Below are 17095 nucleotides of genomic sequence, written 5' to 3' on the forward strand. Positions count from 1 at the left end.
CTTACCGGACAATGCCGCGCTGCGGCGAGGTTTGCTCCAGAAATGAAAGCATCATCTGCACGTCAGGCGCAGCATCCGGGTACTTTTCCGTCAGAGCGGCAATGCGCTCGCGCGATACGTCCAGGGTCAGGTCGTCACGGTACAGCGCTTTGTGCATGGCCTTGACAGCGGAAATTCGCTCCGGTGAAAAGCCCCGTCGCCGTAGCCCTTCAAAATTCATGGAGCGCGCCTCGGCCGGTTGTCCCTGCGCCATGACAAAAGGCGGCAAATCGGCAAACAGCAATGAGCACATGGCGGTGAAACTGTGGGCACCGATTTTCACGAACTGATGCGCGACGGTGAAGCCACCCAGAATCACCCAGTCGCCGACATGCACATGCCCACCCAGTTGGGTGTTGTTGGCAAAAATGGTGTTGTTTCCCACCACGCAGTCGTGCGCCAGGTGCACATAGGCCATGAGCCAGTTGTCATCCCCCACACGGGTCACGCCGCTGTCGCCCGGCGAACCGATGTTGAAGGTACAGAACTCGCGAATGGTGTTGCGGTCGCCGATAACCAGCTCACAAGGCTCACCCGCATATTTTTTATCCTGCGGAATTGCGCCCAGTGAATTGAACTGGAAGATCCGGTTGTCACGGCCAATGGTGGTGTGGCCTTCGATCACGCAGTGGGCGCCTACGGTGGTGCCGGCACCAATCTTCACGTGCGGGCCAATGACCGTGTAGGGACCGACGCTCACAGACTCATGGAGCTGGGCTTGCGGATCCACAATCGCCGTGGCGTGAATGCCCGGCGTGGAAGAAGATGCTGTCATGTCGCGTCAGCCTTGATTTTCACAACCCGGCTCACGCGATCGTGCGCATGGTGCACATCAATTCGGCTTCGCAGGCTATGGTCTCACCTACCCTGGTGGTCCCTTTGAATTTGAAAATGCCGGCCTTCATGCGGTCCAGTGTGACGTCCATGATCAGCTGGTCGCCAGGTTCGACGGGCCGCTTGAAGCGTGCGCCGTCGATGCCGGCGAAATAGTAGACCGTCTTGTCGTCGGGCGTGACGCCCAGCGTTTCGAAAGCCAGCAGCGCAGCCGCCTGCGCCATGGCTTCCAGTATCAATACCCCCGGCATCACCGGGTGATGGGGAAAGTGCCCCATGAAAAAGGGCTCGTTGATCGTGACGTTTTTGAGCGCCTTGATGCGTTTGCCTTTTTCGATTTCCAGCACCCGGTCCACCAGCAGGATGGGATAACGATGCGGCAGTTGTTTGAGAATTTGGTGGATATCCATCATGATTTTTCTTGAGTGTGTCCTGGGTGCAGGATCGCTTTTTCAGCCTCCCTGAGACGCTCACGAAGCGTATGAAGCTGCTTGAGCGTAGCGGCATTTTTTTCCCAGACAGCATTGTCGTCGATGGGAAAGAGACCGGTGTAATGCCCGGGCTTCAAAATGGATCGGGTTACCACCGATGCAGCCGAGACATGCACACCATCGGCGAGCGTCAGGTGGCCCAGCACAATGGCGCCGCCCCCCACTGTGCAATGCGCACCAATCGTGGCACTGCCCGCTACGCCGGCACAGCCGGCCATGGCGGTATGTTTGCCAACCCGGACGTTGTGGCCGATCTGAACCAGGTTATCGAGCTTCACACCGTCTTCCAGCACCGTATCCTGCAGCGCACCGCGGTCAATGCAGGTGTTGGCACCGATCTCGACATCATTGCCGATCTGCACACCACCGAGTTGCTCGATCTTCACCCATTGCCCCTGGTGCGATGCAAAGCCAAAACCGTCGGCGCCGATCACCGCGCCGGAATGTACGATACAGCGCTCCCCGACGCGGCAGCCGTCGGCCACAGTCACGCGCGCCGACAACCGGGTATTCGCGCCAATTTGTGCATGCCGCCCGACGACGCAATGCTCCGCAATCCGCGCATCCGTGCCAATCACCGCGTCTTGGCCAATGCAGGCAAATGCACCGATCGAAACGCCGGACGCCACAGTGGCAGAGGGATCGACATAGGCACTGGGGTGAATGTGCGGAACCACCTGCGGGGAATGCCGCCGCTTCCAGAGTTGGGTGACCAACGCAAAAGCGTGATAGGGATCGTCTGTGACGATGCAAGCGCCCCGCTTGACTGCGGCCTCGCGCGCGGCGGGCGCCACAATGACGCAGACAGCCTCGGACTGCGCGAGCTTGGACAGGTATTTGGGGTGGCTGAGGAAACTCAGGTCCGTGGGACCGGCTGCCTCCAAAGTGGAGAGCCGCTCTATCTGCAGGTCAGGGTCGCCGACAAGTTCGACCTGTACGGCACCGGCCAGGGATTCAACGATATCGGCAAGACGGAGTGTCACACTGCGCCTGCCATTTTCACGATGGTGATCGTGGTGAACACCCCGCAATCAACGGGCAGCGTTCAACGCCTTGATCACCTTGTCGGTGATGTCATGCTTGGGATTGACATAGACCGATTCCTGGAGAATCAGGTCGTACTTTTCCGTCTCAGCCAGTGTCTTCACAACCTTGTTCGCGCGTTCGATGACTTGCTGGAGTTCTTCATTTTTGCGGGTGTTCAGGTCTTCCTGGAACTCACGGCGCTTGCGCTGGAAGTCCCGATCCTGGTCAACAAGCTGCTTTTGCCGTGAAACGCGCTGGCTCTCGGCAAGTGTTGGTGCTTCACGCTCAAACTTGTCGGAGAGGGTTTTCAGCTGCGTCGCCAGATCGTTCAGCTCTTTTTCACGCTTGCTGAATTCCTGCTCGAGTTTGGTTTGAGCGGCTTTCGCGGAATTGGCTTCCCGGAAAATCCGGTCCAGGTTGACAATCCCGACCTTGAACTCCTGCGCACTTGCGGAGAAACCCGCCAATGCAATGGCAACGCCCAGGAAAATTTTGATTGAAAAATGCTTCATTAGAAAGATGTACCAATTTGGAATTGCAACCGCTCTATTCTATCGCCTGGCAGTTTGCGCAGCGGCGTCGCAATGGCGATGCGCAAGGGACCCACTGGGGAAATCCAGCTGATACCGATACCTGTGGAAGCCCGCAGATCATTTACCCGAAAGCGCTCATTTTCACCAAAAACATTGCCCGCGTCTACAAACCCATAGAGGCGCAAGGTACGGTCATTGCCCGCACCAGGAAACGGCGCAATGAGCTCGGCGTTGAGGGTGAGCTTCTTCGGTCCACCAATGGCAAGATCAGACGCATCGCGCGGGCCCAGTGAGCCTTGCTCAAATCCACGCACGGAACCCAGGCCGCCCGAATAGTAGTTCTTGAAGAGCGGATAAGGCTGGCCACTCAGGCCTTTACCCCAGCCAAACTCGCCGTTAAGCGCAATCGTGAACTGCTTGTTGAGGGGAATGTATTTCTGGGCCTGGTAATTCGCTCGCACGAATTTGATGTCGCCAGCGACGCCCCAATCACCATATACGCGCTGGTACAGGCCCGAGGTAGGAACCAGCGCACTGTCGCGGCTGTCGCGCGACCAGCCCACGGTCAGTGGAATCGAGTTGCTTGTATAGCCGAACTGGTTCGCATAGTTCAGGTAGCTCACTGGCAGATTGGTGCCCGGCACGATCTTCAATTGCTCGTAACCAGTACCAAAATAGACCGTGTCATTCTCGGTAAACGGAACACCGAAACGAATGCTTGCGCCCCGCGTTTTCAGGCTGTAGTCACCCCCTTGGCCCGAGGTAGGCTTCGAGGTGCGGTCATAGACATCAATGGTGCGCGAAATACCATCGGCCGTGAAATATGGGTCAATGGTGCTGAGCACAATCTGGCGGTTTGACTTGCTGGTGTTGACTTCAACACCCAGGTAATTGCCGGAGCCAAAAACGTTTTCCTGCTTGATGCCGAATACCAGTGAGAGGCTGTCCGCGCTGGAATACCCTGCCCCAAGCTGTAAATTGCCGGTTGGTTTTTCAACCACGTTCACCGTGATGTCGACCTGGTCGTTTGTGCCGGTCACTTCCTGCGTTTCTACATTCACATCTGTAAAGAAGCCCAGGCGGTCGACACGGTCGCGGGAAAGCCGGATTTTGTCGCCGTCGTACCAGGACGACTCAAACTGGCGGAACTCGCGACGCACGACTTCATCGCGCGTGCGATTGTTTCCGGCCACGTTGATGCGCCGCACATAAGCACGGCGGGATGGTTCTGCCTGAAGCACAAATGCCACGCGGTTATTGACACGGTCGATTTCCGGCACCGCTTCAACGCGGGCAAAAGCGTAGCCAAAAGTGCCGAAATAGTCGCTGAACGCCTTGGTCGTTTCAGCGACCTCGTCCGCGTTGTAGGCTTCACCAGGCGTGATTTTCACGAGTGTCTTGAACTCTTCTTCCTTGTTCAGGTAGTTGCCCTCAAGCTTGACGCCCGAAACCACAAAACGCTCGCCCTCGGTCACGTTGACGGTGATGGCAATGCTTTGCTTGTCCGGGGAAATCGCAACCTGGGTAGAGTCGATCTTGAACTCAAGGTAGCCCCGCGAAAGGTAGTAGGAGCGCAGCGTTTCAATGTCGGCATTGAGCTTGGTGCGCGAATAGCGATCCGACTTGGTGTACCAGCTGAGCCAGCCACCTGTATCAAGGTCAAAGAGGCTCAGGAGGGTTGACTCGCTGAACGCCTTGTTGCCTGTAATGTGGATTTCCTTGATCTTCGCGACATCGCCTTCGGTCACACTGAAAGTCAGGTTGACCCGATTGCGTTCGATCGGCGTGACGGTGGTGACGATTTCAACGCCGTAAAGGCTCTTGTTGATGTACTGGCGCTTGAGCTCCTGCTCCGCCTTGTCGGCAAGCGCCTTGTCGAACGGCTGGCCGTCCGCAACACCGGCCTCGCGGAGTGCCTTCTTGAGCGCGTCCTTGTCGAACTCCTTGGCACCCACAAAGTCCACGTCAGCGACAGTGGGACGCTCTTCAACGATCACCACCAATACGTCGCCACTGACTTCAAGCCGCACGTCCTTGAACAGACCCAGTCCAAACAGCGCACGAATGGCGGTGGAACCCTTGTCGTCGTTATAGGTTTCACCGACCCGAAAGGGCAAGGAGGCAAAAATGGTTCCGGGCTCAACGCGCTGCAAGCCTTCAACCCGGATATCACGCACCGTGAAAGGGTCAACGGCCCAAGCCGAACTGGCTGCAAAAAGACCGGCGGCGATAGCGCAAACTGCACGAACTTTGAAGCGATTTATTTGTTTTTGCATGAAATGTAAGGAATTAGCCCAAAAGCCGGGTGACATCGTTAAACAGGGCAACGCACATCATGCCCAGCAGGATAGCAACGCCACCGCGCTGCAACCGGTCCATCCAGGCGTCAGACACGCCCCGGCCGGTGATCCCCTCCCAAAGATAATACATCAGGTGCCCCCCATCCAGAACCGGCAGGGGCAGTAAATTCAGGACGCCAAGGCTCACACTGATAAGGGCCAAAAACAGCAGATAACTGCTCCACCCAAGGCTGGCCGACTTCCCCGCGTAATCCGCAATCGTGAGCGGGCCACTCAGGTTTTTAAGCGACGCCTCGCCTATGACCATTTTCCCCATCATCTTCAGTGTGAGCAGCGAAACCTGCCAGGTACGGACGGCACCTTGCCACAAACCATCGACAGGGCCGTAGCGCACCGTGACAAACTCGGGAGGGGCTCCCACATAGGCCTCAATCCGGGGCACCATCACCCCGTTCACTGCCTTGATCTCAGGCGTCACTTGCAGCGCCAGGGATGCGCCGGTACGGCTGATTTGCCATGTCTGCGGGACAACGGCAGCACCCGTGCCGGTCGAGCGGGCAGAGGTACGTATCACCTCGCGCAGCTGTTGCCCATCCACAATCGCTGTCTCGCCAATGCGAAGCACGAGATCATCGGCACGCAGGCCGGATTTTTCTGCGGCGCCCCCCGGCATGACAGTACCAATCACCGGACGGGTCCAGGGGCCGAGAATGCCAATTTTCCTGAACAGATCGGCATCTGCTTCGGGTGCACCCAGCGTACTGAGCGGCAACCGCACAGTCTGCCCTGACGCTGCGCCATCGCTGCCAAGCACCAAGGTGAGGTCGCGACCATCCAGTGCACCTTGAGTGAGCCTCCAGCGCAAGTCTTCAAAAGAATGAACGACCTCCAGGTCGCCACCTTCAAAAGCCGCCTGCTGAACCGTTTCCCCGCCAGCCAGGCCAGCCTTTTCGGCAAGCGATCCTGCCACCGGGCTGGCCAAAATGGCTTTGGGCTCCTGCAAGCCACTCCAGTTGACCACGGCATACAGCACTATGGCCAGCAGCAAATTGGCGGCCGGGCCGGCGGCCACCACAGCAACCCGCGATTTCAGCGGCTGGGTATTAAAAGCCAGATGGCGCTCGGATGGATCCACCGGGGCTTCGCGCTCATCCAGCATCTTGACGTAGCCGCCCAGGGGCAGCATGCCGATGGAAAACTCTGTCGACTTGTTTTTGAGCTTCCAGGTGTAAATAGGTTTGCCGAATCCGATGGAAAATTTCAGGACCTTGATGCCACACGCCACTGCGACGCGGTAATGACCGTATTCGTGCACGGCAATCAGGATACCGAGAGTCACAACGAAAGAAACCAGTGTCAGCATCTCAGGACTCCAGGCGTTGGGTGATTTGAGTGGCAACGCGGCGGGCTTGCTCATCCAGCGCCAGCAAGCCTTCTATATCGTCCACCTGAGAGACTGCCGCAGCCTCCAAAGTTGCATGGTTTACATGATGAATATGGTCGAAGCGGATGCGCCGGTCCAAAAACGCCGCCACAGCAATCTCATTGGCTGCGTTCAGCACCACGCAAGTGCCCGGCGGCGCACGCAAACTCTCCCAGGCCAAAGGCAGGCAGGGAAAGCGCTGAAAGTCCGGGACCTCGAATGTCATGGCGGCCATGCGGGCGAAGTCCAGGCGCGCCGTGCCGCTTTCAATCCGCTCCGGCCAGGACAGGCCATAGGCAATCGGCACCCGCATATCGGGCGTACCCAGCTGGGCCATCACCGATGCGTCATGGAACTGCACCATCGAATGGATGATTTGCTGCGGATGGATCACCACCTCGATCTGCTCCGGCACGACACCAAACAGGTACTTGGCCTCTATCACCTCCAAAGCCTTGTTCATCATCGTGGCCGAATCCACCGAAATCTTGCGGCCCATGGAAAAATTGGGGTGCGCGCACGCCTGCTCGGGCGTTACGTCGCGCAAAGTTGCCGGATCACGGGCGCGAAAAGGACCGCCCGACGAGGTCAGCATGATTTTTTCGATGCGCCGGGGCCACACCGCCGGGTCTTCGGGCAATGACTGGAAAATGGCCGAATGCTCACTGTCAATAGGCAGCAACCGGGCACCTCCTTCACGAACCGCCCGCATAAACACTTCGCCGCCGACGACAAGGGCCTCCTTGTTGGCGAGCAGCAGGCGCTTGCCCGCCTTTGCGGCCGCCATGCACGGGCCCAACCCGGCAGCGCCCACAATAGCGGCCATCACGGTATCCACCAACTCGTGTGACGCTATCATTTCGAGAGCGTCTTGCGCCCATAGAACCTTCACCGGAAGCTGATTTGCCTTGATCTTCTCCGCCAGCAAACGGGCATGCGGCTCACTGGCCATCACCGCGTATTGGGGTTTGAACTGGGCGCACTGCGCCAGCATCAAGTCCGTTTGGGTTGCGGCGCTGAGCGCAAACACCTCAAAGCGCTCAGGGTGGCGGGCGATGACATCAAGCGTGTTGACACCAATGGACCCCGTGGAGCCCAAAACCGTCACACGCTGCTTTTCAAAGGACATACGGGAGCAAAGCCTAAAGGGTAACCAGCATCATCGCCAGGGGCAGCGTGGGCAATAGCGCGTCGACCCGGTCGAGCACGCCGCCGTGGCCCGGCAACAGGCCGCTGGAGTCTTTCACCCCGGCACTGCGCTTGATAAGAGACTCGACCAGATCGCCCACCACACTCATGGCGGCCAGGAAAATAACCGCGAGCAGCATGACGGCCATGCCGTGATGATCAGCCAGGCGGCTGTAAAGCGTGGCGTCAGCCCAGAAGCCACCGCCAATGCCCGCACGGCCCAGCCAGACCCAGGCCAGCGACAGCGCCACCACACCGGCCATGCCGCCCCACACGCCCTCCCAGCTTTTACCAGGGCTGATCGAAGGAGCCAGCTTGCCCTTGCTGAACCGGCCTCCCAGGGCGCGACCCGCAAAGTAGGCAAAGATATCGGCCACCCAGACCAGCAGCAGAACGGACAGCAAAAAGTCAATGCCCGCCACACGGGCCTGTGCCACAGCCAGCCAGGCGACCAACAACGCAGCCAGCCCCCCTGGGAGGCGAATTACTTTGGGTATGCGCGGCCAGCCCGCCACGCCATTGCGCAGCAACCAGCCACCGGCAAGCACCCAGGCAGCACCTGCAGCAGCCCAAAGAAGCGGCAGCGGCTTTACGAGCAGGCCAAAGTACCACGCGAGCGCGCACAGCCCGACACAAACGACGGCGAGCCCCACAGAGGCTCCCTGCCCGAGCGCATTCAGCCGGCCCCACTCCCAGGCACCCGCAGCAATCAGCAGCAGCGCGACGGCACAAAAGGGCTCTGGCGTCTTGTAGAAAAGGGCTGGCAGCAAAATAGCCAGAAGGACAATCGCTGTGATCACGCGCTGTTTAAGCATCAGGCAGCCTTTGTATTTTCATTGGTGCTGCAGCCGCTGACCTGGGCGGAGGTCTTGCCGAAGCGTCGTTCGCGAGTCCGAAAGACGGCTATCGCCTCGTCCAGTGCCGCTTCGTCAAACTCAGGCCACAACTTGTCGGAGAAATGCAGCTCTGAATAAGCTGCCTGCCACAGCAAAAAATTACTGATCCGCAACTCACCGCCTGTGCGAATCAGCAGGTCCGGGTCCGGCACGTGCGCCAGCGCCATCTCCCGGTCCATTGACAGTTCCGTGATGGCTTCACCGCGGCTGGCCAACCTGTTCGCAGCCTGGGCAATATCCCAGCGGCCACCGTAGTTGAAGCACACATTAAAAACCAGCCGCAGGTTGGTCGAGGTGTCGAGCTCAGCTTGCGCCAACCCTGCCTGGACTTTCTCGGAAAGCCGCTGGCGGTCTCCGACAAAACGCAGTTGCACGCCGTTGGCATTCAGACTGGGGACTTCCTTGGAAAGAGAATAGGCCAGCAACTCCATCAGCCCGGACACTTCCTCAGCCGGACGGTTCCAGTTTTCGGAAGAAAAAGCAAAAACCGTGAGGACCCTGATGCCCCGATCCAGGCAGGCGCGAACGCAGCGGCTGAGCGAATCGACGCCCTGCTTGTGGCCCGCAATGCGGGGTAAAAACCGTTTGGTCGCCCACCGGCCATTGCCGTCCATGACGATGGCAACGTGGTGCGGGACTATGGGATGGGTGGTGGCCATGGTGAATCAGGCCAGACGACGAGGCGTCAAACCGCCATGATGTCTTGTTCCTTGCCTGCGACCAGTTTGTCGACTTCGGCAATGAAACGGTCCGTGAACTTCTGGATATCGTCCTGAGAACGGCGTTCGTCGTCTTCAGAAGCGAGCTTGTCCTTGACGAGTTTCTTGACACCGTCATTGGCATCACGGCGCAGGTTGCGAATAGCCACTTTGGCGTGCTCCCCTTCGGCGCGCACGACCTTGGTGAGTTCGCGACGGCGCTCTTCGGTCATGGCCGGCATGGGCACGCGGATCAGGTCGCCCTGCGCGGCCGGATTGAGTCCCAGGTCTGAATCACGGATGGCCTTTTCGATCTTGGCGCCCATGCCTTTTTCCCAAGGCGAGACGCTGATGGTGCGGGCGTCGAGCAACGACACATTGGCCACCTGGCTGATCGGCACCATGGAGCCGTAATAGTCAACATGCACGGTATCGAGCAAACCGGGGTTGGCGCGGCCCGTGCGGATCTTGGTCAGGCCATTTTTGAACGAATCAATGGACTGCTGCATCTTTTGCTCTGCCTGCTGCTTGACTTCAACAATGCTCATGGTCGAATCTCCGGATTTTTATAGCGAAAAAGAACAAGCTGGGAAAGGAGGCTCAGACGTGAACCAGGGTTCCCTCGTCCTCGCCCTGCACAACACGCTTGAGCGCACCGTGCTTGAAAATGCTGAACACCTTGATGGGGAGTTTCTGGTCGCGACACAACGCAAAGGCAGTGGCATCCATGACTTCCAGGTTCTTGCCCATGGCTTCATCAAACGTGATGTTGGTGTAGCGCGTGGCTTTCGGGTCTTTCTTGGGGTCCGCAGTGTACACACCGTCGACCTTGGTGGCCTTCAGCACGATCTCGGCGCCAATTTCCGCACCGCGCAATGCGGCCGCCGTGTCGGTGGTGAAAAACGGGTTGCCGGTGCCGGCCGCGAAGATGACGACCTTGCCCTCTTCCAGGTACTGCAGGGCTTTGGGGCGAACATAAGGCTCGACCACGCGCTCAATGCCAATGGCCGACATTACGCGAGCGATCAGCCCGGCCTTGTCCATGGTGTCGCCCAAGGCCAGCGCGTTCATCACGGTGGCCAGCATGCCCATGTAGTCGGCGGTGGCGCGGTCCATGCCGACGGAACCGCCGGCCACACCGCGAAAAATGTTGCCGCCTCCGATCACGACCGCCACTTCGACACCCATGCGGGTGACTTCGGCAATCTCTTCCACCATGCGCACGATGGTCGCACGGTTGATGCCAAAGGCATCATCCCCCATCAAGGCCTCACCTGACAGTTTTAACAAGATTCGCTTGTAGGCTGGCATGTGAGAGCTTTCTTTGTTGGGTTGTCTGAAGTTTAGCGGCCTTCCGGCTGGACTGAAATGCTCAAGCAGCCTTGGCTGCGGCGACCTGGGCAGCGACTTCGGCAGCGAAATCGTCCACCTTTTTCTCAATGCCTTCACCCACGACATACAGCGTGAAAGACTTGATCGTTGTCGCTTTTTCCTTGAGCATTTGCTCGACGGTCTGCTTGTCGTTCTTGACGAAAGTCTGGTTGTACAGGCTGACTTCCTTCAGGTACTTCTGCACGCCACCTTCGATACGCTTTGCAACAATTTCAGCGGACTGGACGGCCTTGCCTTCAGCTTGTGCCTTGGCGGCATCTTCAGCGGCCTTGGCTGCAGCAACCGAGCGCTCCTTGGCGACCAGTTCAGCGGGAACTTCAGCGCTGGACAGGGACACGGGCTTCATCGCGGCCACATGCATGGCGACATCCTTGGCGGCGGCTTCGTCGCCTTCAAACTCCACGACCACACCGATGCGCGTGCCGTGCAGGTAAGAGGCCAGCTTGCTGCCCGAGAAACGCTTGAAGCGGCGCACGCTCATGTTTTCGCCGATCTTGCCGATCAGGCCCTTGCGCACGTCTTCCACCGTCGGGCCGAAGCCGTCGAGCGACAAAGGCATGGCGCCAACAGCTTCCACATCGGCCGGGTTGTTCTTGACAATCCCTTCGACCACTGCCTTGGTGAAGGCCAGGAAGCTGTCGTTCTTGGTCACGAAGTCGGTTTCGCAGTTGATTTCCACCAGCGCACCCACATCGCCTTCGCGGTGCGCAGCCACAACGCCTTCGGCGGTGACGCGGGAGGCGGCCTTGCCGGCCTTGCTGCCGAGCTTGACGCGCAGGATTTCTTCGGCTTTTTCGAAGTTGCCTTCAGCTTCGGTCAGTGCTTTCTTGCACTCCATCATGGGGGCGTCGGTCTTGGCGCGCAGTTCAGCGACCATGCTTGCAGTAATTGCCATCTTTGATTCTCCGTTTTGTCGTTTTTGACACGCTGGAAGCGATCAATTCGCACCCAGCTTTTCGTTAGGTTGTGAAAAAGGGGCTACGCGAGCCCCTTTTTCGCGTCTGGCGCAGAGCCGAAAACTATCAGGCGGCTGCGTTTTCCACTTCCACGAACTCATCCGAGCTCTCAGCCGAAACCGCCTTGACGACGTCGTTCACGGCATTGGCGCGGCCTTCGATGATCGCGTCGGCGATACCGCGGGCGTACAGGGCGACAGCCTTGGAGGAGTCGTCATTGCCGGGGATCACGTAGTCGATGCCGATAGGCGAGTGGTTGGAGTCAACCACGCCGATCAGGGGAATGCCGAGTTTCTTGGCTTCCAGGATCGCGATTTTGTGGAAGCCCACGTCGATCACGAAGATGGCGTCCGGCAGGGCGTTCATATCCTGAATGCCGCCGATGTCTTTTTCAAGCTTTTCGATTTCGCGCTTGAAGGTGAGCTGTTCTTTTTTGCTGATGGAATCAAGGCCGGCTTCCTGCTGGGCCTTCATTTCTTTCAGGCGCTTGATGGAAGTCTTGACCGTCTTGAAGTTGGTCAGCATGCCGCCCAGCCAGCGCTGGTCAACATAGGGAACACCGGCGCGCTTGGCTTCGGTGGCGACGATGTCGCGAGCCTGGCGCTTGGTGCCTACCATCAGGATGGTGCCGCGGTTGGCAGACAGCTGCTTCGCGAACTTCATCGCTTCCTGGTACATCGGAAGCGATTTTTCCAGGTTGATGATGTGAATACGGTTGCGATGGCCGAAGATGTACGGGGCCATCTTGGGGTCCCAGAAGCGGGTTTGGTGTCCGAAATGAACGCCTGCTTCCAGCATTTCGCGCATAGTGGTCGACATAGGAATACTCCAAAAGGTTGTGTCTAAAATCAGCGCTTATCGTCCCGTTAGCCTCTTTCGAGATTTCCGGGGCAACACCTTGAGTGGCTGATTTGCGATTTGCCTTGCAAACAACAAAATCGTCATTTGCAAAGCCTGTCGAGTATAACACCCTCCTGACCCATGAGCCAGATGCCCTCCTCAGGCGACCTCCATGCCACTCGCCAGGCCATGACGACCGGCCAGACCGCTCCCCGGCAGGTTATCGAACAGGCCCTGGCTTCGGCCCAAAGTGACGCCTGCCGCCACGTTTTCATGCCAGGGAGCCGAAACCTTGCCGGAACGGCGGAAAACCCCGTTTCGGACGCTGCAGGCCTTCCGCTTGCCGGCATTCCGGTGTCGGTGAAGGACCTGTTCGACGTGGCCGGCCAGACCACCACAGCCGGATCCACCGTGCTGGCAGGCGCCGCGCCTGCCGCAGAAGACTGCCCCGCCGTGGCACGCCTGCGCGCAGCCGGCGCCATGTTCATGGGGCGCACCAACATGGTCGAGTTCGCCTTCTCCGGCGTCGGCATCAACCCGCACTACGGCACACCCGTCAACCCGGCCGACCCGAAGGTGGCGCGTATTCCCGGGGGCTCGTCCTCCGGTGCGGCAGTCTCGGTGGCCACGGGTGCGGCCCTGGTCGGGCTCGGCTCCGACACCGGCGGATCGATCCGTATCCCGGCGGCGCTTTGCGGCATCGTCGGCTTCAAAAGCACCGCGCGCCTGGTGCCCACGCAAGGCGCCCTACCCTTGTCTATCAGCCTGGACACCGTGTGCGCCCTGACCCGCTCGGTGCGCGACGCAGTCACCGTGCATGAGGTCCTGGCGGCACGCAAGGTCCAACTGGCCGGCAAACCGCTCGCCTCCTGTCGCCTGGCCGTTGCCCGCACCGTGATGCAGGACCACCTGGACAACACCGTCGCCGAGGCGTTTGGGCGCAGCCTGCGAATCCTTCGCCAGGCGGGCGCGCATATTGAAGAAATCGACCTGGAAGAGATCGGCGAGCTGGCCGCCATCAATGCCACCGGCGGCCTCTCGGCGGCGGAAAGTTATGCCTGGCACCGAACGCTGATCACCAGACACCAGGCCGAATACGACCCGCGCGTGGCCTTGCGCATCCTGCGTGGCGCCGGCATGAGTGCGGCCGACTACATCGACCTGCTGGCTGCCCGCAAGGCCTGGGTGGCCCGCATGGAAACACGCCTGCAAGGCTTTGACGCCATGCTCTCGCCCACCGTCCCCATCGTCGCGCCGCCGATCGCCGGTGTGCTGGGTGACGATGCCGAATTTTTCCGGGTCAACGGCCTGCTGCTGCGCAACACCTCCGTGGTGAACATGCTCGACGGCTGCGCCATTTCCCTGCCCTGCCACACGCCCGGCCAGTTGCCCGTGGGCCTGATGCTCTGGCATGCGGCGCTGCATGACGACGCGGTGCTGGACCTGGCCCTGCAGGTGGAGACCGCCCTGTCGAATTCGCTATAAAAACGATAGCTGCTCGCGCTCATCCCTATTGGCTTGAAAGCCTTTTTCTTATAAAAATGTACAAAAACATCTCCCCAGCCCCGCGCCCCGTGCCTGCCCCACATGACCGCGGGAGCCTCGCATGAGGATTGCCGTCATTGGCGCCGGCATCATCGGCATCACCACCGCTTACGAGCTGGCCCTGGACGGCCACGAGGTCACCGTCTTCGAACGGCGCGGCGCGGCGGCCGAGGAAACCAGCTTTGCCAACGCCGGCCTGGTAGCGCCCGGCTACGTCACGCCCTGGGCTGCCCCCGGCATGCCGGGCAAGGTCATCAGCCATCTTTTCAGCCGCCACGCGCCGGTCAAGCTCGGCCTGCCACTGTCGGCCCGCGACCTGGCCTGGATGTGGAAATGGTTTCGCGCCTGCAAGCTCGAAACCTATCTGGCCAACCGCGCGCGCATGCAGCGCCTGGCTTTTTACAGCCGCGAAAGGCTGCACCACCTGACGGCCGAACTGGAGCTCGAGTACGACGGCAGCCCCGGCTACATGGTGCTGCTGCGCTCTGAAAAAGACGCGAAGCTGGTGCAGCCGGGCCTGGCCGTGCTGCGCGATGCCGGCGTGGTATTCAAGGAAATCGGCCCCGACGAGGTGCGCAAGATCGAGCCGGCACTGAGCCCGGACACGCCCTTCCTGGGCGCCGTGCACCTGCCGAACGACGAGGTGGCCAATTGCCGCCAGTTTGCCCTGCTGCTGAAGAACGAAGCCCAGCGCATCGGCGTGAATTTTGAGTTCAATACGGCTGTAGCCCAATTGGAACGGGCGCAACCAGCTAGTATTTTGATAGCAGGCGAGGCCAGCCCACGCAGCTTCGACCGCGTGGTCATGTGCGCCGGCCTGGCGTCCGCGGAGCTCCTGAGGCCGCTCGGCCTGAAGATTCCCATGGCGGCGGTTTACGGTTACTCCATCAGCGCGCCGATCCGCGAACCGCTGAACGCACCGCGCAGCGCACTGATGGACGAGCGCTACAAGGTCGCGATTTCCCGCCTGGGCAACCGCGTGCGCGTGGCCGGCAGCGCCGAAATCGGCGGCACGCTTGAAAGCAAACGGGCATCGTCCATCCAGACGCTGTACAAGGTGCTCCACGACTGGTTCCCGGGTGCGGCCCAGCTCTCCAACACCGGCGCCAGCGTGCAGGAATGGAAAGGCGCCCGGCCCATGCTGCCCGACGGCCCGCCCATCATCGGCGACAGCGGCATTCCCGGCCTTTGGCTCAACCTGGGGCATGGCTCCAGCGGCTGGGCCCTCAGCTGCGGCAGCGCGCGGGTGCTGGCCGACCTGATGGCCGGCAAAAGCGCGGACATCGACATGGAAGGCCTGGGGGTTGCCCGCCTGGGCTGAAACCACCCCGCGTCTACGCCCAAAGCCCGGCCTGCCGGGCTTTTTACTTTGCGGGGCCGCACAATCGGGCCATGCGAAAAATTTCCAGCGCCCGCAGCGAGCCGCTTCACAGCGTGGCGGCCACGCGTGAACTTGAACGGCATGCCGCCGCCGGGCTGCCGCCCCACACGCTGATGCAGCGGGCCGGCCTCTCGGTCGCGCGCCTGGCGCTGGCCCTGGCGCCACATGCGAAGCGCATCTGGATCGCCTGTGGGCCCGGCAATAATGGCGGCGACGGTTTTGAGGCCGCCATGCATCTGCACCAATGGGGCAAAACAGTGGTCGTAACCTGGACCGGCCTGCCCGCCGGAAAAACCAGCCTGCCGCGCGACGCCCATGCCTCGCGCGAGCGCGCCATCGCCGCGGGCGTGCCCATGGCGGCGCAACCGCCCGATGATTTTGATTTCTGCATCGACGCCCTGTTGGGCATAGGCGGCACGCTGGACCCCGAGCGCCCAGGCACGGCCTTGATGCTGGAATGGCTGGCGCGAATGCAGGACGGCAGTGCGCCGCGGCTGGCAGTGGACGTGCCGACCGGCCTGGATGCAGACACCGGATCTGCTACACATTTGATAGCTGCTTGCGCCCGTAAACCGGGCGCCACAGCCATTTTTACCTTAAGCCTTTTAACATTGAAGCCGGGACTGTTCACCGCCGGCGGCCGGGATTGGGCGGGCCAGGTCTGGTTTGACGATCTCGGCGTCCGCGAGACGCAGGCGGCAACCCCAAGCCAGACCGACGCCTGGTTGCTGGGCGCCGACCAGGCCGGCCAGCCGCCCCGGTCAGCCAACGCGCATGCCAGCCACAAAGGCAGTTTTGGTGACGTGGCCGTGCTCGGGGGAGAGTCCGCCGCCCACAGCCATATGGCGGGCGCCGCGCTGCTGGCGGCGCGGGCCGCCCTGCATGCCGGCACCGGCCGGGTATTTGTGGCGCTGCTCGGCAAGCCAACCATCGCAGTCGACCCGCAACAACCGGAGCTGATGTTCCGCGCGCCCGAGGCGCTGGACCTCGCACAGCAGGTGGTGGTGTGCGGCTGCGGCGGCGGCGAGGCCGTCAGGGCCGTGCTGGCCAGGGTGCTGTCGACAGCCAGGCGGCTGGTGCTGGATGCCGATGCGCTCAATGCCATTGCAGGGGACACGCAGTTCCAGGCGCAGCTCATTGCACGTCACGGCCGCGGCTACCGCACGGTGCTGACACCGCACCCGCTGGAAGCCGCCCGGCTGGCCGGAACCACGGCCGCAGTGGTTCAATCCGACCGGCTGGCATCGGCCCGGCAGCTTGCCGACCGGTTTCAGTGTGTGGTGGTACTCAAGGGTTCGGGAACAGTGATCGCGGCGCCGGGCCGCAGCAGCGCCATCAACAGCACCGGCAACGCCCTGCTGGCTACTGCCGGCACCGGCGACGTGCTGGCGGGCATGGTGGGCGCGCGGCTGGCGGCAGGGCTGGATGCCTTCAACGCTGCCTGCAGCGCCGTATGGGCACATGGCCGTCTGGCCGACGAATGGACGGCCCCGGCCCTGACGGCCTCGGAACTGGCCCGTGCACAAGGCGGCAACTGACAGACGCGCCGATGA

The 17095-nt window shown here is 60.8% G+C and carries 16 protein-coding genes; 3 read left to right on the plus strand and 13 right to left on the minus strand.

Going from position 1 to position 17095, the window contains the following annotated elements; translation table 11 throughout:
• Position 1: 1 nt before the first annotated feature.
• From lpxA to rpsB, 13 genes are all read right to left on the minus strand, one after another.
• Positions 2-814, minus strand: coding sequence for an acyl-ACP--UDP-N-acetylglucosamine O-acyltransferase (gene lpxA, locus AC1D1J_RS03295; protein WP_477693885.1), 813 nt, complete (start codon positions 812-814; stop codon positions 2-4).
• 31 nt (positions 815-845) lie between these two features.
• Positions 846-1286, minus strand: coding sequence for a 3-hydroxyacyl-ACP dehydratase FabZ (gene fabZ / locus AC1D1J_RS03300; RefSeq protein WP_477685604.1), 441 nt, complete (start codon positions 1284-1286; stop codon positions 846-848).
• Positions 1283-2347, minus strand: a complete 1065-nt coding sequence (lpxD, locus tag AC1D1J_RS03305) for a UDP-3-O-(3-hydroxymyristoyl)glucosamine N-acyltransferase (RefSeq protein ID WP_477693886.1) — start codon at positions 2345-2347, stop codon at positions 1283-1285. The genes fabZ and lpxD overlap by 4 nt, the downstream gene beginning before the upstream one ends.
• 48 nt (positions 2348-2395) lie before the next feature.
• Positions 2396-2902, minus strand: coding sequence for an OmpH/Skp family outer membrane protein (locus AC1D1J_RS03310; protein WP_477669255.1), 507 nt, complete (start codon positions 2900-2902; stop codon positions 2396-2398).
• Positions 2902-5199, minus strand: a complete 2298-nt coding sequence (gene bamA, locus AC1D1J_RS03315; protein ID WP_477685602.1) for an outer membrane protein assembly factor BamA — start codon at positions 5197-5199, stop codon at positions 2902-2904. The genes AC1D1J_RS03310 and bamA overlap by 1 nt, the downstream gene beginning before the upstream one ends.
• Positions 5200-5212: 13 nt before the next feature.
• On the minus strand, positions 5213-6586 hold the full coding sequence (gene rseP / locus AC1D1J_RS03320; RefSeq protein ID WP_477693887.1) for an RIP metalloprotease RseP: 1374 nt from the start codon (positions 6584-6586) through the stop codon (positions 5213-5215).
• Between the two features lies 1 nt (position 6587).
• On the minus strand, positions 6588-7775 hold the full coding sequence (gene ispC, locus AC1D1J_RS03325; protein ID WP_477693888.1) for a 1-deoxy-D-xylulose-5-phosphate reductoisomerase: 1188 nt from the start codon (positions 7773-7775) through the stop codon (positions 6588-6590).
• 13 nt (positions 7776-7788) lie between these two features.
• On the minus strand, positions 7789-8649 hold the full coding sequence (locus tag AC1D1J_RS03330; protein ID WP_477693889.1) for a phosphatidate cytidylyltransferase: 861 nt from the start codon (positions 8647-8649) through the stop codon (positions 7789-7791).
• A complete protein-coding gene (uppS, locus tag AC1D1J_RS03335; RefSeq protein WP_477693890.1) occupies positions 8649-9389 on the minus strand; it encodes a polyprenyl diphosphate synthase in 741 nt (246 codons plus the stop codon). The genes AC1D1J_RS03330 and uppS overlap by 1 nt, the downstream gene beginning before the upstream one ends.
• A gap of 26 nt (positions 9390-9415) precedes the next feature.
• On the minus strand, positions 9416-9976 hold the full coding sequence (gene frr / locus AC1D1J_RS03340; RefSeq protein ID WP_457280558.1) for a ribosome recycling factor: 561 nt from the start codon (positions 9974-9976) through the stop codon (positions 9416-9418).
• A 52-nt stretch (positions 9977-10028) separates the two neighbouring features.
• The gene (gene pyrH / locus AC1D1J_RS03345) at positions 10029-10739 is read right to left on the minus strand and encodes a UMP kinase (RefSeq protein ID WP_036838012.1); all 711 of its coding nucleotides are present in this window, start codon (positions 10737-10739) and stop codon (positions 10029-10031) included.
• A gap of 61 nt (positions 10740-10800) precedes the next feature.
• Complete coding sequence (gene tsf, locus AC1D1J_RS03350) at positions 10801-11715, minus strand: translation elongation factor Ts (protein WP_457280557.1); 915 nt, start codon at positions 11713-11715, stop codon at positions 10801-10803.
• Between the two features lie 127 nt (positions 11716-11842).
• Positions 11843-12595, minus strand: a complete 753-nt coding sequence (gene rpsB, locus AC1D1J_RS03355; RefSeq protein ID WP_457280556.1) for a 30S ribosomal protein S2 — start codon at positions 12593-12595, stop codon at positions 11843-11845.
• Between the two features lie 162 nt (positions 12596-12757).
• Between rpsB and AC1D1J_RS03360 the strand changes: the two genes are divergently transcribed.
• The 3 genes from AC1D1J_RS03360 (at position 12758) to AC1D1J_RS03370 (ending at position 17080) form a co-directional block, all read left to right on the plus strand.
• Complete coding sequence (locus AC1D1J_RS03360) at positions 12758-14101, plus strand: amidase (protein WP_477693891.1); 1344 nt, start codon at positions 12758-12760, stop codon at positions 14099-14101.
• 121 nt (positions 14102-14222) lie between these two features.
• Positions 14223-15482 carry a D-amino acid dehydrogenase gene (locus tag AC1D1J_RS03365; protein WP_477693892.1) on the plus strand — a complete coding sequence of 420 codons (1260 nt, stop codon included), beginning with the start codon at positions 14223-14225 and terminating at the stop codon, positions 15480-15482.
• A gap of 71 nt (positions 15483-15553) precedes the next feature.
• Positions 15554-17080 carry an NAD(P)H-hydrate dehydratase gene (locus AC1D1J_RS03370; protein ID WP_477693893.1) on the plus strand — a complete coding sequence of 509 codons (1527 nt, stop codon included), beginning with the start codon at positions 15554-15556 and terminating at the stop codon, positions 17078-17080.
• Positions 17081-17095 lie beyond the last annotated feature (15 nt).

The sequence above is a fragment of the Polaromonas sp. P1_F8 genome, from assembly GCF_056405635.1.

Coding starts and splice junctions, on each gene's coding strand:
- frr (WP_457280558.1), bottom strand. CDS start 9,976: ATGAGCATTGTTGAAGTCAAGCAGCAGGCAGAGCAAAAGATGCAGCAG.
- AC1D1J_RS03370 (WP_477693893.1), top strand. CDS start 15,554: ATGCGAAAAATTTCCAGCGCCCGCAGCGAGCCGCTTCACAGCGTGGCG.
- lpxA (WP_477693885.1), bottom strand. CDS start 814: ATGACAGCATCTTCTTCCACGCCGGGCATTCACGCCACGGCGATTGTG.
- AC1D1J_RS03360 (WP_477693891.1), top strand. CDS start 12,758: ATGAGCCAGATGCCCTCCTCAGGCGACCTCCATGCCACTCGCCAGGCC.
- AC1D1J_RS03330 (WP_477693889.1), bottom strand. CDS start 8,649: ATGCTTAAACAGCGCGTGATCACAGCGATTGTCCTTCTGGCTATTTTG.
- AC1D1J_RS03310 (WP_477669255.1), bottom strand. CDS start 2,902: ATGAAGCATTTTTCAATCAAAATTTTCCTGGGCGTTGCCATTGCATTG.
- tsf (WP_457280557.1), bottom strand. CDS start 11,715: ATGGCAATTACTGCAAGCATGGTCGCTGAACTGCGCGCCAAGACCGAC.
- AC1D1J_RS03365 (WP_477693892.1), top strand. CDS start 14,223: ATGAGGATTGCCGTCATTGGCGCCGGCATCATCGGCATCACCACCGCT.
- pyrH (WP_036838012.1), bottom strand. CDS start 10,739: ATGCCAGCCTACAAGCGAATCTTGTTAAAACTGTCAGGTGAGGCCTTG.
- fabZ (WP_477685604.1), bottom strand. CDS start 1,286: ATGATGGATATCCACCAAATTCTCAAACAACTGCCGCATCGTTATCCC.
- rpsB (WP_457280556.1), bottom strand. CDS start 12,595: ATGTCGACCACTATGCGCGAAATGCTGGAAGCAGGCGTTCATTTCGGA.
- bamA (WP_477685602.1), bottom strand. CDS start 5,199: ATGCAAAAACAAATAAATCGCTTCAAAGTTCGTGCAGTTTGCGCTATC.
- rseP (WP_477693887.1), bottom strand. CDS start 6,586: ATGCTGACACTGGTTTCTTTCGTTGTGACTCTCGGTATCCTGATTGCC.
- uppS (WP_477693890.1), bottom strand. CDS start 9,389: ATGGCCACCACCCATCCCATAGTCCCGCACCACGTTGCCATCGTCATG.
- ispC (WP_477693888.1), bottom strand. CDS start 7,775: ATGTCCTTTGAAAAGCAGCGTGTGACGGTTTTGGGCTCCACGGGGTCC.